Raw genomic sequence first — 13,972 nt, 5'->3', positions numbered from 1 at the left:
GACGACGACCCCGCCACCGTTCTGATCCGAAGGACCAGCCCGATGCCGCTCGCCCCGCCCCGCGACGAGCCGACCCCCTGGATGACCGCCTGCCCCGGGCACATCCGGGTACCGGGACGGCATGGGCAGCGGTCCGGTCGTCGTGGTCACCGGTGGGTCGAGCGGCATCGGGCTGGCCACCGCACGCCTGCTCGCCGAGCGCGGAGCGCGGCTGGTGCTGGCCGCCCGGGGCGCCGACCGGCTGGCGGAGGCCGCCGCGCAGTGCACCGTCCTGGGCGCCGAGGTGCTGACCGTCCCGACCGACGTGACCGACCCCGGCCAGGTCGAGCGCCTGGCCGGCGCCGCCGTCGAGCGCTTCGGCCGGATCGACGGCTGGGCCAACGTCGCCGGCACCAGCCTGTGGGGGCCCTTCGAGGAGATCCCGCTGGCCACGCAGAGGCGGCTGCTCGAGGTCGACCTGCTCGGTGTCCTGCACGGCTGCGCGGCCGCCGTCCCGCGGATGCTGGCCTCCGGCGGTCCCGCCGTGATCGTCAACGTGGGGTCGATCGCCGGACGGGTACCGACCCCGTGGGCGGCCACCTACACCGCCGCCAAGTACGGGGTCGCGGGGCTGACCGAGGCGCTGCGGCACGAGCTGGGGATCCGCTCGAGGATCGCCGTCTGCGCCGTCCACCCACCCTTCACCGACACCCCCACCGCCCGGGCCTCGGGCAACCGCACCGGTCGCACGCTGCGGCCACTGCCGCCCGTCATGCGCCCCGAGCGGGTGGCCGAGCGGATCGCCGGCCTGCTCGCCGACCCGCGGCGGTCGGTACGCCCCGGCCTGCAGAACGTCCTCGCCGCCGCCTACCCGCTGGCTCCCGACCGGGTCGGCCGGCTGACCGCCCGCGTGCTCGGGCGCCACCTGCTGCGCGCCGGCCGCCCGGACGGCCCCACCGACGGCGCCCTGTTCGCCCCCTCCCCCGGACCGGCGCTGGTGCGCGGGGACTGGGGAGGTCCGCAGCGTCGCCGGGGACGGGTCGTGGCGGGCACCGCCGGGCTGGCCGGTGCGGCGGTCTGGGCCGCCACCCGCCGCTAGGAGGCCGCCCGTCCCACCGCGGCGCAGAACCGGTCGTGGTCGGCGCGCGCCTCCGCCAGCGGCGCCAGCACCTCCTCGTCGGCCACCTCCGCCACCCGGGCGGTGAGCCGGCGCCGCGCCGTCCGCGCCCGGCGTCTGGCGCCCGCCGCCACGAGCGGCCGGCACAGCAGCGCGAGCAGCAGCCCGGCGAGCAGCCCGCCGGCCAGCAGCAGCGTGGGCAGCGGGATGCCCTGCACCCGTGGCAGTGGGAGGACGTCGTCGAGCTGCAGCAGCCCGAGGCCGGCCAGCGCGAGCAGCCACAGCGCGCCCACCAGCGCGGTGAGCGCCAGCAGCCACTGCAGGCCCCCGGCCGCGCGCTGCCAGAGCGGCGTCCGGTCGGGGCCGAGGTCGGTGCCGGCGACGGCGCGGTCGAGCCGGTCGGGCAGCCGCTCCTCCGTGTCCTCCGACGTGCGGCGCAGCTCGTCGCGCCAGGCCGGCGGCAGCCCGCGGCCGGCCTCGTCGCGGGCCCGGCGCAACGCGGCGTCCATCCCGGCCCGCTGCACCGCGCCCGCCTGCGGCAGCGAGGTCCGCGACCGCTCGTCCCCCAGGTTGAGCCGGCCCAGCGGATCGGCCCGCAGCTTCGACGTCCACCGCAGCACCGGCCAGCCGGTGTGCGCCACGCCGCTGCGGCGCGCCGAGCGCTCGACCGCGGCGGCCACCGCCGGCACCCCCGCGGCGTCGGCGAGCGCCCCGGTGAGCTCCTCCCGCGCCGCCCGGTCCGGCCCGCGGTCGCGGCCGGCGTCGGAGGCGCAGTGGGCGGCCAGGGCCGAGGCGGCGCCCCGCGCGTCCGCGGTCAGCCGGTCGGTGGCGGCCTTGCGGGCGCCCACGCGGCGGCCCAGCTCGGCCCGCAGCTGCGGCAGGCCCAGGCCGCTGGGCGCCGCGGTGGGCAGCACCGGCACCCCGGCCAGGCCCTCCTCGTCGAGCAGCCGGCGCAGGTCGGCCAGGCACGCGGCGACCGCCGCCTCGTCGAGCCGGTCCACCTGGTTGAGCACCACCAGCAGCACGCCCGCGTGCCCGGCCAGCGGCGCGAGGTACCGGGTGTGGACGGCGTCGTCGGCGTACTTCTGCGGGTCCAGCACCCACACCAGGACGTCGACCAGCTGCACCAGCCGGTCGACCTCCAGCCGGTTCTCCAGCCGCACGCTGTCGTGGTCGGGCAGGTCCAGCAGCACCAGGCCGTCGAGCGCGGGGTCGGGGTCGGCGACCCGGTGCCGCCGCGGCACCTCCAGCCAGTCGAGCAACCGGTCGGCGCCGTGCGCTCCGGTGGAGGGGTCCCCCCAGACGCTGGCGTGCGCGACGCCGGTGGTCGGCCGCCGCACGCCGGGTGTGCTCACCTCCGCCCCGGACAGCGCGTTGAACAGCGTGGACTTGCCGCTGCCGGTGGCCCCCGCGAGCGCGACGACGGTCGCGTCGCCCAGCGCCTCGCGGGCCCCGGCCTTGGCCAGCAGCGACCGGGCCGTGCCCACCTCGGGCACCTCCAGCCGCCCGTCGGCGACCTCCACCGCCTCGCGCAGCGCGGCCAGCCGGTCGGCCAGCGACGGCCCGCGGCCCCTCACGCGGCGGCTCCCCGGGCCGCGGCCAGCGTGGCGACGGCCGAGCGCAGCTCCTCCGCCGCGGCGGGGGCGTCCGCGGCGACGGCGAGCAGCTCCTCGAAGCGGTCCTGCTCGGCGGCCAGCAGCCGGTCGGCGCGGGCGTCGAGGTCGGCGCGGGCCCGGGCGGCCAGCGAGCGCACCGCGGCGTCGCCGAACACCGCCTCGAGCACCCGCTGCCCGAGCGCCGTCGTCCCGCCGGCGACGGCGAGCTCCGCACCCGACAACCCCGCCGTCGAGGCGAACACGGCGACCATCACCACCGCGCCGGCCCCGTTCACGCCCCACGACAGCAGCCGCGCCTGCGAGCGCTTGCCCGCGCCCTCCTCGCGCACCAGGTCGAGCACGTGGCCCTGCCAGTCGCGCACCTCGTCGGCGGCCGCGGGCGCGAAGTCCGGCGACTCCGCCCCGAGCTCCTCCTCGCGCCCGGCGACGAGCGCCGGCCCGCCGGGCAGCGAGCGCCACGCCGTCACCGTGCGGTCGGCGGCACGGCCGGCCTCCGCGCGCAGCAGCGTCTCCACGCCCGACTCCAGGGCGCCGTGCAGCGAGTCCGTCGACGTCGGGCGGCCGGTGAGCGCGGCGCCCAGCCGGTCGCGCAGCCGGCCCACCCGGTTCTGCAGCGAGCGCATCCACTCGCCGGTGCCCACGAAGTCCTGCCAGCGGGCCAGCACCTCGCCGCGCAGCAGGCTGCCGTTGCCCACGCCCTCGGCGACCGCCTGCCGCGCCGCGCCGTAGGCCGCGTCGGCGGCGTCGGCGAGGGCGGCCGCCGCCGCGGCCTGCTCGTCCACCCCGTCGGCGACCGCGGCCACCCGCCCGTCGAGGCTCTCCAGCGCCCCGGCGAGCGTCTGCCGCACGACGGCGGCGCGCTGCTCCTGGTCGGCCGCCAGCCCGCGCAGCCAGTCGCGCAGCGGCGCCACCTGCTCCTCGGGCAGGAAGCCGTCGCGCAGCGGCCGCTCCTCCACCACGAACAGCCGCGCCGTCCCCAGGCCGCCGCGCTGCAGCATCCCGGCGAGGTCGGCGGCCACCTCGCTCACCGCCTCGGGCGGCACCCGGTCCAGCACGACCGCCAGCGCGGTGCCGCGCTCCTGCGCCGTGCGCAGCAGGTCCCACGGGACGGCGTCGGCGTAGCGGGCCGCCGTCGTCACGAAGACCCACAGGTCCGCCGCCGACAGCAGCTGCCCGGCGAGGTCGCGGTTGGTCTCCACCACCGAGTCGACGTCGGGGGCGTCGACGAGCGCGAGCCCGGCCGGCAGCGCCTCGCTCGGGACCAGGCGCAGCCCGCCGACGACGTCGCCCTCGCCGGTCGTGCGCGGCAGGCCGGGGAGCACGCGGTCGCCGGAGAACGCCGGCACGTCGGCCGACGAGCAGACCAGCACGGGGGCGCGGGTGGTCGGCCGGAGCACGCCGGGCGTGGTCACCCGCGCGCCGAGCACGCTGTTGACCAGCGTGGACTTGCCCGCGCCCGTCGAGCCGCCGACGACGGCCAGCAGCGGGGCGTCGAGGTCGCGCAGCCGGGGCAGCAGGTAGTCGTCGACCTGGTCGACCACCGCCCGGGCGGTGCGCGCGGTCGCCTCCCGCGCGGGGGTGGCCAGGCCGAGCGGCGCCGCGGCGACGGCGTCGCGCAGCTCCTGCAGCGCATCGGTCAGCGGAACGGCCCCGGTCACCTCGGGTAACTAGCCCGGACGGCGGTCCGCTACCCGTCGAGCGCCGCGAGCGCGGCCGGCACCTCCCTCGGCGTCGCGACGACGACGGCCGCGCCGGCCCCCTCCAGCTCGCCCGGACCGCCCGGTCCCCAGCCCGCGCCCACGCACGCCAGCCCGTGCGCCGCCGCGCCCAGCACGTCCTGCGCGCGGTCGCCGACGAGCACGGCCGGCCGCGCGGCGGGGTGCGCGCCCAGCGCGGCGGCGACCACCTGGTCCTTGTGCCGCACAGCGCCGTCGAGGGTGGCGCCGTGCACGCTCGCGAACGCCGCGCGCAGGCCGGTCGCCTCGAGCACCCGCACGGCGAACACCTCGGGCTTGCTGGTCGCGACGGCGAGGGTCGCCCCGCCGTCGCGGAGGGTCGCCAGCAGCTCCGGGATCCCGTCGTACACGGCGACGTCGAGCAGCGCGCCGGCCGTGTAGTGCGCCCGGTAGGCGGCCACCGCGCGGTCGACGTCGGCGGGCGGGACCCCGAGCACCGTGGCGAAGCCGTCCTGCAGCGGCGGGCCGACCATGTCGCGCAGCTGCGCCGGCGTCGGCTCGGGCAGGCCCAGCTCGGCCGCGGCCACCCGCACCGAGGCGGCGATGCCCGGCGTCGAGTCGACCAGCGTGCCGTCGAGGTCGAACAGGACAAGGCGGGGGTCGTCGGGCACGGAACCTGCGCCTCCGGTCGGTCGGGGTCCCCGGTCGAGGGCGTGGTACCCGGCGCCCTTGTCCGCAGCCTCCCCCCGGACGACGCTGTCGCGCATGGACGGGTCCGGGGGGCGGACCGCCGACGAGGGCGCGCCGGACCGGCCGGCGCGCGTTCCGCACGGCCGCCACACCGAGGATGCCTCCCAGCGCCTCCAGCAGGACGTCCGGCGGCTGCAGGAGCGGCTGGTGCAGGGCGCCGAGGCGATGGCCACGACCGAGCACGCCGTCGCCGCCACCCATCTCGCCCTCGCCGAACGAGCCCTGCGCAGGGGCCGCGTCGAGGACGCGCAGGGGTACCTGCGCGAGGCCGCGGCGGCGCTGCGGGCCGTCGACCACGAGCGGGACCGGGCCGTCCGGTGGCCGGCGGCCACCACCCCCGGGGACGCGGTCACCACCCCCGGGGACACGGACACGGCGCACGCCGAGCGGGCGCGGAGGGCCGCCGACCGGGCGCGGGAGGACGCCGCCGGTCGCCGCGACCAGGCGGCCCGCCGATGGGAGGAGGCGGCGCTGCTCCGCGAGGAGGCGGCGCGACAGCGCGACGAGGTGGCCGCCGAGCGTGACCAGCGGGCAGCGGAGCGGGCCGCCGCCGCCGAGCGCCGGGAGTCGGCCGCCGACCTGCGCCGGGCCGAGCAGGAGCGCTGGCGCCAGCGGGCGGCCGCCTCGGCCGGCGGGGTGCCGTCCGAGCGGCGGGAGCACCAGCGGGCCATCGACGCCCAGGTCGCCGAGAGCTACCGCGCCCAGGCCGAGGACGACCGGGCGCGGGCCGAGGCCGACCGGGCGGCCGACGCCGCCGACCGCCGGGCGGCGGAGGAGGACCGCAGGGCGGCGGCCCGGGACCGCGAGGGCGCCCGCGCCGACCGGGAGCGGGCCGCCCGCGACCGCGCCGCGGCGAGGGCCGACCGCGACCGGCACCCCGGCGCCGGCCCCGCGGGACGCTGACGCGCCGGGTCAGCCGGTGACGGCGTCCAGGAAGGTCTGCACCCGCTCCCGTAGCTCGGCGACCCGCTCCTCGCCCACCTCGGCCGGGTCGCGGTCGCGCAGCCACGGCGGGATCTCGGTGCGGGCGCGGGCGGCGCAGCCGAGGTCGGCGCACACGTAGGTGCCCACGGTGTTCCCGTTGCGGCCGGCCTCGCCGGCGCGGCGCGCGGTGAACAGCGAGACGGCGTCGCCGGAGTGGGTGGACTGGCACAGCAGGCACATGACGGTCCGGCGCGCCGACATCCGCGACTCCGCGGCGCGCAGCGCGATGCCGACCGGCTGCCCCTCCCGCTGGACGACGAGGTAGCCGCGCAGCGGCGCCTTCGGGTCGCGCCAGCCGAGCACCTCGAGCTCGTCCCACGGCAGGTCGACGAGGTCGCGCGGGAGGGTGGCGGAGTTGGCCTCGCCCTTCGAGCAGTTGACGAAGGAGCGCCGCACCTGCTGCTCGGTCATCGGTTCCACGAGGGGCCATCCTCCGTTCCGGCACCGTCACGTCTCAACGCATTTAGCCACTCCACCGCTTCCTCGACGGTGGCCACGACGTCGACCCCCGGGGGCAGCGGCGGGCGGCGGACCAGCACCACCGGCAGCCCGAGCCGCCGGGCGGCGACCAGCTTGGCCTCGGTCATGTGCCCGCCGGAGTCCTTGGTCACGACGACGTCGACGCCGTGCTCGCGCAGCAGCGCGACCTCCTCCTCGACCGTGAACGGGCCGCGGGCCAGCAGCAGCACCGCGCCCGCGGGCAGCGGCTCGTCCGGCGGGTCGACCGAGCGCACCAGCACCCGCCCGGGCAGCGCCGCGAACGCGCCGACGCCCTGCCGGCCGGTGGTGAGGAAGACGGTGCCGGCGTCCCGGACCGCCGCGGCCGCGTCGGCCAGGGAGTCCACGTACGTCCACCGGTCCGCAGGCCCCGGCGTCCAGCCCGGCCGCTGCAGCCGCAGCAGCGGCACGCCCTGCCGCCGCGCCGCGGCCGTCGCGTTCGCGGTGATCCGGGCGGCGAACGGGTGGGTCGCGTCGACGACGGCCCGCGGCCGGTGCGTGGCCAGCCAGTCGGCCAGCCCGTCGGCGCCGCCGAAGCCGCCGACCCGCACGCCGCCCACGGGCAGCACCGGGTCGGCCACCCGCCCGGCGAGGCTGGACAGGACGTCGACCCCGCGCTCGACCAGGGCCGCGGCCAGCCGCCGCGCCTCGCCGGTGCCGCCGAGGACCAGCACCCGCCCGCTCACGCCGCGCCGCCGGGGATCATGGGCCGGTGAGCAGGGACGGCGCCTCCGGGCTGCGGCACGGCTGGACCACCGGCGCGTGCGCGACGGCGGCCACCACCGCGGCCTACACCGCGCTGCTCACCGGCGAGTTCCCCGACCCGGTGACCATCGACCTGCCGAACGACCGGCACCCCTCGTTCGCGCTGGCCCGCGAGTCGCTCGATCCCGGCGCGGCCACCGCCGGGATCGTCAAGGACGCCGGCGACGACCCCGACGTCACCCACGGCGCGCTGGTGAGCGCGCGGGTCTCGCACGGCGAGCCGGGCAGCGGGGTGGTCTTCCGCGCCGGCGAGGGCGTGGGCACCGTGACCAAGCCCGGGCTGCCGCTGGCGGTCGGCGAGCCGGCGATCAACCCGATGCCGCGGCAGTTCATCCGCGAGCACGTCGCGGCGGTGGCGGCGCGGCACGGCGGCAGCGGCGACGTCGTCGTCGAGGTGTCCATCGAGAACGGCGCCGAGCTGGCGCGGAGGACGTGGAACCCGCGGCTGGGCATCGTCGGCGGGCTGTCGGTGCTCGGCACGACCGGCGTCGTCGTGCCGTACTCCTGCTCGTCGTGGATCGACTCGATCCGCCGCGGCATCGACGTCGCCCGGGCCGCCGGGCACGAGCACGTGGCCGGGTGCACCGGCTCCACCAGCGAGCGGACGGTGCAGGAGCTCTACGGCCTGCCCGAGGACGCGCTGCTCGACATGGGCGACTTCGCCGGCGCCGTGCTCAAGTACCTGCGCCGCCACCCGGTGCCGCGGCTGACCGTGGCCGGCGGCATCGGCAAGCTGGCCAAGCTCGCCGACGGCCACCTCGACCTGCACTCGGGCCGCTCGCAGGTCTCCTTCGACTCGCTGGCCGCGCGGGTGGCGGCCGCGGGCGGCTCCGCGGAGCTGGTCGCGGGCGTGCGCGGCGCCAACACCGCGCTCGACGCGCTGCGGCAGTGCCAGGCGGCCGGGCTGCCGCTGGGCGACCTGGTGGCGGCGGGCGCCCGGGAGACGGCGCTCGGCGTGCTGCGGGGAGCCCCGGTCGCGGTCGACGTCGTGGTGGTCGACCGCGCCGGCGCGGTGGTGGGTCAGGCGTGACGGCATCTCGTCGTCGAGTAGAGGTGGCTGTCGGGGAACTGCTCCGCGGTGAGCACCGGGCCCACGACCACGACCGCGGTCCGCCTGACGCCCGCGGCCTCGACCTGCCCGGCGATGTCGGCGAGCGTGCCGCGCAGCACCAGCTCGTCGTCGCGGCTGGCCCGGGCCACGACGGCGACCGGGCCGTCGGCGCCGTAGTGCTCGGCCAGCTGCGGCGCGAGCTCGGCCATCCGCTGCACGGCCAGGTGCAGCACGAGCGTGGCGCCGGTGGCGGCGTAGGCGGCCAGCTCCTCCCCCGGCGGCATCGGCGTGGACCGCGCGCTGGTGCGGGTGAGGACGACGGTCTGCCCGACGCCGGGCACGGTGAGCTCCCGCTTGAGCGCGGCGGCCGCGGCGGCGAACGCGGGCACCCCCGGGACGACGTCGTAGGGCACCCCCGCGGCGTCGAGCCGGCGCATCTGCTCGGCCACGGCGCTGTAGACCGACGGGTCGCCGGAGTGCAGCCGGGCGACGTCGTGGCCGGCCTCGTGCGCGGCCACCAGCTCGGCGGTGATCCGGTCCAGGTCGAGGTCGGCGGTGTCGACCAGCCGGGCGCCGGGCGGGGCGGTGTCGAGCAGCTCGCGGGGCACCAGGGCGCCGGCGTAGAGGCAGACCGGGGCGCTGGCGATGATCCGCGCCGCCCGCAGCGTGACGAGGTCCGCGGCCCCGGGCCCGGCCCCGATGAAGTGGACGGTCACGGATTCGCCCTTCGCGCGCGAACGGCGGAACAGGCTCCGGTCACCAGCGGGTCACCGACCAGATCGTCACGGGCATCGCGGGCTTCCAGCCGGTGAACGACCCGACCGGCTCGGCGCGCTGCACCCCGACCCGCACCAGCTCCCCGCCGACCCGCGCGTGCCACTGGGCGAGCACCGCCTCGCTCTCGACCGTGACCGCGTTGGCCACCATGCGGCCGCCCACCGGCAGCGCGTCCCAGCAGGTCTCGACCAGCAGCGGCGTGGTGAGCCCGCCGCCGATGAACACCGCGTCCGGGGCGCCCAGCCGGGAGAGGACGTCCGGCGCGTGCCCGTGCACCACCCGCAGGTACGGGACGCCGAGGCGCCCGGCGTTGCGGGCGATCCGCTCGGCCCGCTCGGCCGATGCCTCCACCGCGACGGCGCGGCAGGTCGGGTGCGCGCGCATCCACTCGATGCCGATCGACCCGGCGCCGGCCCCGACGTCCCACAGCAGCTGCCCGGGGACGGCGGCCAGCCGGGCGAGCGTGATCGCGCGGACCTCCGACCTGGTCAGCTGCCCGTCGGACTCGTAGGCGCCGTCGGGCAGGCCCGGGGTGGTGGGCAGCGGCATGGTGCCGCGGTCGGCCCGGCACTCGACGGCGGTGACGACCAGCGCCGGCGCCGGCTGCGACCAGGTGGCCGCGGTGCCGGTGCGCACCTCCTCGTCCGGGCCGCCGAGCCCGCCGAGCACGGTGACCAGGCTCTGCCCGTAGCCGCGGCCGGCCAGCAGCGCGGCCACCTGCGCCGGCGTCTCGCTGTCGGAGCCGAGCACCAGCAGCCGCCGGCCGGGCTGCACGTGCGGGTGCAGCAGCTCGATCGGCCGGCCGACCAGGCTGACCACCTCGGTGTCCTCGACCGCCCAGCCCAGCCGCGCGCAGGCCAGCGACACCGACGACGGCGCCGGCAGCACCCGCACCCGCTCGGCGCCCAGCAGCCGGGTCAGCGTGGTGCCGATGCCCGACAGCATCGGGTCGCCGCTGGCCAGCACCACCAGCGCGCGGCCGGCGTGCTCCTCGACCAGCCCGGGCAGCGCCTCGGTGAGCGGCGAGGGCCAGGGCACCCGCTCGGCGGGGACCTCCTCCGGGACCAGGTCGAGCTGGCGGGAGCTGCCGAGCAGCACCTCGGCCCGCTCGACCTCGGCGCGCGAGGTCGGGGCCAGCCCGTCCCAGCCGTCCGCGCCGATGCCGACGACGACGATCGGGGTCGTCGCGGCCTCCTCCACCGCGTCCGCCTGCCGGACCCCGCTCACGCCGGCAGCTCGCCCTCGGGCCCGGCGGCCTCGGCGAGCAGCTTCTCGCGCAGCTCCTCGGGCAGCCGGTCCACGTAGACGACGCCGTCGAGGTGGTCGACCTCGTGCTGCAGGCAGCGCGCGGCCATGCCGGTGGCCTCGATGGAGACCGGCTCCCCCTTCACGTCGACGCCGTCGACCCGGGCGCGGAAGGCGCGGGCGAGCTCGGCGTAGGGCCCGGGCACCGACAGGCAGCCCTCCTCGGTGACCTCCTCGGCCGGCTCGCCGCCGGTCGGCTCGAGCAGCGTGAGCCGCGGGTTGACGACGTAGCCGACGACGTCCTCGCCGTCGGCGTCCGGGCAGTCGATGACGAACACCCGCGCGTCGACGCCGATCTGGTTGGCCGCCAGCCCCACCCCGTCGGCCTCGCGCATCGAGGCGAACATGTCGAGGACCAGCCGCCGCAGCCGCTCGTCGAACTCGGTGACCGGGGCGGTCGGGCGGTGCAGCACCTCGTTGCTGCCGTAGGTGACGATCGGCCGGGCGACGCCGTCGTAACGGCCGGGCAGGCGCATGGCCGCGATCCTAGGAAGCGCCCTCGGCAGGATGGGCACCGTGCCGCACCGCCGAGACGTCCCCACCGCCCTCGGCCTGGCGCTCGGCGCGGCCGCCGACGTGCTGCTCGCCGATCCCGCGCGGCGTCACCCGGTGGCCGGGTTCGGCACGGTCGCCGCCGCACTGGAGCGGCGGGTCTGGCGGGACTCCCGCGCGGCGGGTGCGGGGTACGCGGCGGTGCTCGTGGCGGGCGCGGCCGGGCTGGGGGCCGCGGTGGACCGCGCCACCCGTGGCCGGCCGGCGGCGCGCACCGCCGCCGTCGCCGCCACCGCGTGGGCGGTGCTGGGCGGCACCTCGCTGGGCCGGGCGGCGACCGCGATGGCCGGCGCGCTGGAGTCCGGCGACCTGCCCGCGGCGCGGGCGCTGCTGCCCACGCTCGCCGGGCGGGACCCCTCGACCCTCGACGAGGCGGAGCTGGCCCGGGCCACCGTCGAGTCGGTCGCGGAGAACACCTCCGACGCCGCCGTCGCGCCGCTGGTGTGGGGCGCGCTGGCCGGGCTGCCCGGGCTGCTGGGGTACCGCGCGGTCAACACCCTCGACGCGATGGTCGGCCACCGGTCCCCGCGGCACGCCCGGTTCGGCTGGGCCGCCGCCCGCGCCGACGACGTCGCCAACTGGCTGCCCGCCCGGCTCACCGCGGCGCTGACCGTGGCCTGCGCCCCGCTCGCCGGTGGGTCGGCGGGCGGGGCGCTGCGGGTGTGGCGCCGCGACGGCGCCGCCCACCCCAGCCCCAACGCCGGCCGCTGCGAGGCCGCGGCGGCCGGCGCCCTGGGACTGCGGCTGGGCGGGCGCAACGTCTACGGCAGCCGGGTGGAGGACCGGCCGGTGCTGGGCGACGGGGCGGCGCCGGCCAGCAGCGACGTCGCGCGGGCGGTGCGCCTCTCGCGCGCGGTGTGGGTGGCCGCCGCGGCCGCCGCGGCCGTGGGCAGGACGGCCGTGGGCAGGACGGCCGTGGCCAGGGCGGCCCGCGGCCGCTGAGGGGACCGGGTCCGCGGCCCGCGCCCGTGCAGGGCGCCACGCGGCGCCGACGGCACGGGGAAGCCGGACGGGTCGACGCGGAGGTGGCTGGCCGGCGGGTCGGCCGGGCCGCGGCCGCCGCGGACGGCGACCACCAGCGTGCCCACCGCCAGGGCGGCGAGGGCCAGCAGGAACAGCAGGACGAGGAGGGCACCAGGGGTCATGGACAGGACAGTGGCACCATCGGGCCTGGACGGAAGCGGTCCAATCCGGCATGGTGGCCTGCATGCCACCGAGCGCGGATCAGTCCACTGCTCCCGAGCTGGCCGGGTTGGTCGGGCCACTGGGTGACCTGCCGGGCCCGCGGTACGCCGCGCTGGCCCGGCGCATCCGCGAGCTGGCGGCCCTCGGGCAGCTCGCGCCGGGCACCCGGCTGCCGGCCGAGCGCGACCTCGCGGCCGCGCTCGCGGTCAGCCGGGTGACCGTCGCCTCGGCCTACCGGCTGCTGCGCGAGGAGGGGCACGCGAGCACGCGGCACGGCGCGGGCACCGTCGTCGAGGCGCCCGCGGCCGACCCGGTGTGGACCGCCCCGACCACCGACCCGGGCGTGCTCGACCTCGCGCACGCGGCGCCCGAGGCGGCGCCGCAGCTGCTGCCCGCCTACCGGGAGGCGCTGGAGCGGCTGCCCGCCGTCGTCGCCGGCCACGGCTACGCGCCGGGCGGGCTGCCGGAGCTGCGCGCGGCGATCGCCGACCGGTACACCGCCCGCGGCCTGCCCACCGACCCCGAGCAGGTGGTGGTCACCGCGGGCACCGGCGACGCGACCGCGCTGGTGTTCGAGACGCTGCTGCAGCCCGGCGACCGCGTGCTGGTCGAGCACCCCACCTACCCGGGGGCGCTGGGCCTGGTCACCACCGCCGGCGGCCGGTGCGTCCCGGTGGCCGTGGACGCCGCCGACCCCGACGCGGTAGTCGGCGCCGCGCACATCGCCGTCCGGCAGAGCAGCCCGCGGATGGCCTTCCTGATGCCCGACTTCTCCAACCCCAGCGGCGCCCGGCTGTCCGCCGCCGGGCGCCGCCGCCTGGCCGCGACGCTGTGGCAGCAGGGCGTGCTGACCGTCGTCGACGAGGTCACCGCGGAGCTGCACCTCGACGACGGGCCGCTGCCCCCGTACGCCGCGGGCCTGCCCGACGCCGCGACGATCACCGTCGGCGGGCTGTCCAAGGCGGTGTGGGGCGGGCTGCGGGTCGGCTGGCTGCGGACCGACGCCGCCCTCGCCGGCTCGCTCGGCGCCGCCCTCGGCCGCCGCCAGCTCTCGGTGGGCCTGCTCGACCAGCTGGCCGCGGCGACCCTGGTGCGGGACCTGGACGCGGTCCTGGAGCAGCGGCGGGCGCTGCTGCGCGAGCGCCGGGAGGTGCTGCTGGCCGAGCTGGCGGCCCGGCTGCCGGCGTGGACCGCGGCGCCCCCGCGTGGCGGCCTGTCGGTCTGGTGCACGCTCCCACCGGGCACGAGCTCCGCGGCGCTGGCGGCCGCCGCCGCCCCGCTCGGGCTGCTGCTCGCCGAGGGCCGCGCGTTCGGCACCGGCACCGCCTTCGACGACCACCTGCGGGTGCCGTTCACCCTCCCCGCGGCGGACCTGCGCAGCGCCGTCGCCGGCCTCGCCGCCGTCGACGCCGCCCTGCGCCGCGATCCGGTGGTGCGACACCCGGTGCGGCCCCTCACGGTGGTGTGACACGCACCGGACCGGGTCGTCCGACGGTCGTGCGCCCCCGGTCCCGGGGGACTACCGTCATGGAGGTCCCCGAGCGGCCGGGAACTCCCCCGGCGATCCGCAGATGGTCGAACAGCCGGCTGTGCGGCGCTCTCGCCGGGCCCCCCACCCGGCGCGTCCTCTCGGAGCCCGCCATGACGTCGACGCAGTCGCGTGTCGCCTCCAAGCACCGCCCACCGGCCGCCCGGACGACCCCTCCGCCCCTCCCCC

Annotated in this window: 13 protein-coding genes; 5 read left to right on the top strand and 8 right to left on the bottom strand. The window is 79.1% G+C overall.

All coding sequences use genetic code 11. The features are described 5' to 3' along the window. Positions 1–121: 121 nt before the first annotated feature. Positions 122–1,078 (top strand): SDR family NAD(P)-dependent oxidoreductase, encoded by a 957-nt coding sequence (locus tag ACI8AK_RS08015; RefSeq protein ID WP_456955778.1) that lies wholly within the window; start codon positions 122–124, stop codon positions 1,076–1,078. Here the strand turns inward: ACI8AK_RS08015 and ACI8AK_RS08010 are convergent. From ACI8AK_RS08010 to ACI8AK_RS08000, 3 genes are read right to left on the bottom strand one after another with little or no spacing between them, the layout of a single operon-like run. Then, the gene (locus ACI8AK_RS08010; protein WP_456901761.1) at positions 1,075–2,673 is read right to left on the bottom strand and encodes a GTPase; all 1,599 of its coding nucleotides are present in this window, start codon (positions 2,671–2,673) and stop codon (positions 1,075–1,077) included. The genes ACI8AK_RS08015 and ACI8AK_RS08010 overlap by 4 nt on opposite strands. After that, positions 2,670–4,370 (bottom strand): ABC transporter, encoded by a 1,701-nt coding sequence (locus ACI8AK_RS08005; RefSeq protein ID WP_456955776.1) that lies wholly within the window; start codon positions 4,368–4,370, stop codon positions 2,670–2,672. The genes ACI8AK_RS08010 and ACI8AK_RS08005 overlap by 4 nt, the downstream gene beginning before the upstream one ends. Before the next feature lie 29 nt (positions 4,371–4,399). Continuing rightward, a complete protein-coding gene (locus ACI8AK_RS08000) occupies positions 4,400–5,059 on the bottom strand; it encodes an HAD hydrolase-like protein (RefSeq protein WP_456955774.1) in 660 nt (219 codons plus the stop codon). A 94-nt stretch (positions 5,060–5,153) separates the two neighbouring features. Between ACI8AK_RS08000 and ACI8AK_RS07995 the strand changes: the two genes are divergently transcribed. Beyond that, the gene (locus tag ACI8AK_RS07995) at positions 5,154–6,041 is read left to right on the top strand and encodes a hypothetical protein (protein WP_456955772.1); all 888 of its coding nucleotides are present in this window, start codon (positions 5,154–5,156) and stop codon (positions 6,039–6,041) included. 9 nt (positions 6,042–6,050) lie between these two features. Here ACI8AK_RS07995 and ACI8AK_RS07990 read toward each other — a convergent pair whose 3' ends face one another. After that, positions 6,051–6,533 (bottom strand): FBP domain-containing protein, encoded by a 483-nt coding sequence (locus ACI8AK_RS07990; RefSeq protein ID WP_456955910.1) that lies wholly within the window; start codon positions 6,531–6,533, stop codon positions 6,051–6,053. Continuing rightward, on the bottom strand, positions 6,530–7,306 hold the full coding sequence (locus ACI8AK_RS07985; protein WP_456955770.1) for a cobalt-precorrin-6A reductase: 777 nt from the start codon (positions 7,304–7,306) through the stop codon (positions 6,530–6,532). Before ACI8AK_RS07985 ends, ACI8AK_RS07990 begins: the two co-directional genes overlap by 4 nt. 26 nt (positions 7,307–7,332) lie before the next feature. On the opposite strand from ACI8AK_RS07985, the gene ACI8AK_RS07980 reads away from it, so the two are divergent. Beyond that, complete coding sequence (locus tag ACI8AK_RS07980; protein ID WP_456901765.1) at positions 7,333–8,415, top strand: cobalt-precorrin-5B (C(1))-methyltransferase; 1,083 nt, start codon at positions 7,333–7,335, stop codon at positions 8,413–8,415. Here the strand turns inward: ACI8AK_RS07980 and cobM are convergent. Genes cobM through def form a run of 3 tightly spaced genes read right to left on the bottom strand, consistent with a single transcriptional unit; the run spans position 8,406 to position 10,994 of the window. After that, positions 8,406–9,152, bottom strand: coding sequence for a precorrin-4 C(11)-methyltransferase (gene cobM / locus ACI8AK_RS07975; protein WP_456901766.1), 747 nt, complete (start codon positions 9,150–9,152; stop codon positions 8,406–8,408). The two genes, ACI8AK_RS07980 and cobM, sit on opposite strands and share 10 nt — an antisense overlap. Before the next feature lie 40 nt (positions 9,153–9,192). Next, a complete protein-coding gene (gene cbiE / locus ACI8AK_RS07970; protein ID WP_456955769.1) occupies positions 9,193–10,440 on the bottom strand; it encodes a precorrin-6y C5,15-methyltransferase (decarboxylating) subunit CbiE in 1,248 nt (415 codons plus the stop codon). Next, positions 10,437–10,994 carry a peptide deformylase gene (def, locus tag ACI8AK_RS07965; protein WP_387987339.1) on the bottom strand — a complete coding sequence of 186 codons (558 nt, stop codon included), beginning with the start codon at positions 10,992–10,994 and terminating at the stop codon, positions 10,437–10,439. Before def ends, cbiE begins: the two co-directional genes overlap by 4 nt. A gap of 40 nt (positions 10,995–11,034) precedes the next feature. Between def and ACI8AK_RS07960 the strand changes: the two genes are divergently transcribed. After that, positions 11,035–12,012 carry a cobalamin biosynthesis protein gene (locus ACI8AK_RS07960; protein WP_456901767.1) on the top strand — a complete coding sequence of 326 codons (978 nt, stop codon included), beginning with the start codon at positions 11,035–11,037 and terminating at the stop codon, positions 12,010–12,012. Positions 12,013–12,277: 265 nt separating this feature from the next. Continuing rightward, complete coding sequence (gene yczR / locus ACI8AK_RS07955) at positions 12,278–13,723, top strand: MocR-like transcription factor YczR (protein WP_456901768.1); 1,446 nt, start codon at positions 12,278–12,280, stop codon at positions 13,721–13,723. The last annotated feature ends 249 nt before the right edge of the window (positions 13,724–13,972 follow it).

This window comes from Geodermatophilus sp. SYSU D00867 (assembly GCF_054050315.1).
The sequence above is the reverse complement of the archived record's forward strand: the minus strand, read 5'-3'. Positions and strand labels throughout refer to the sequence as shown.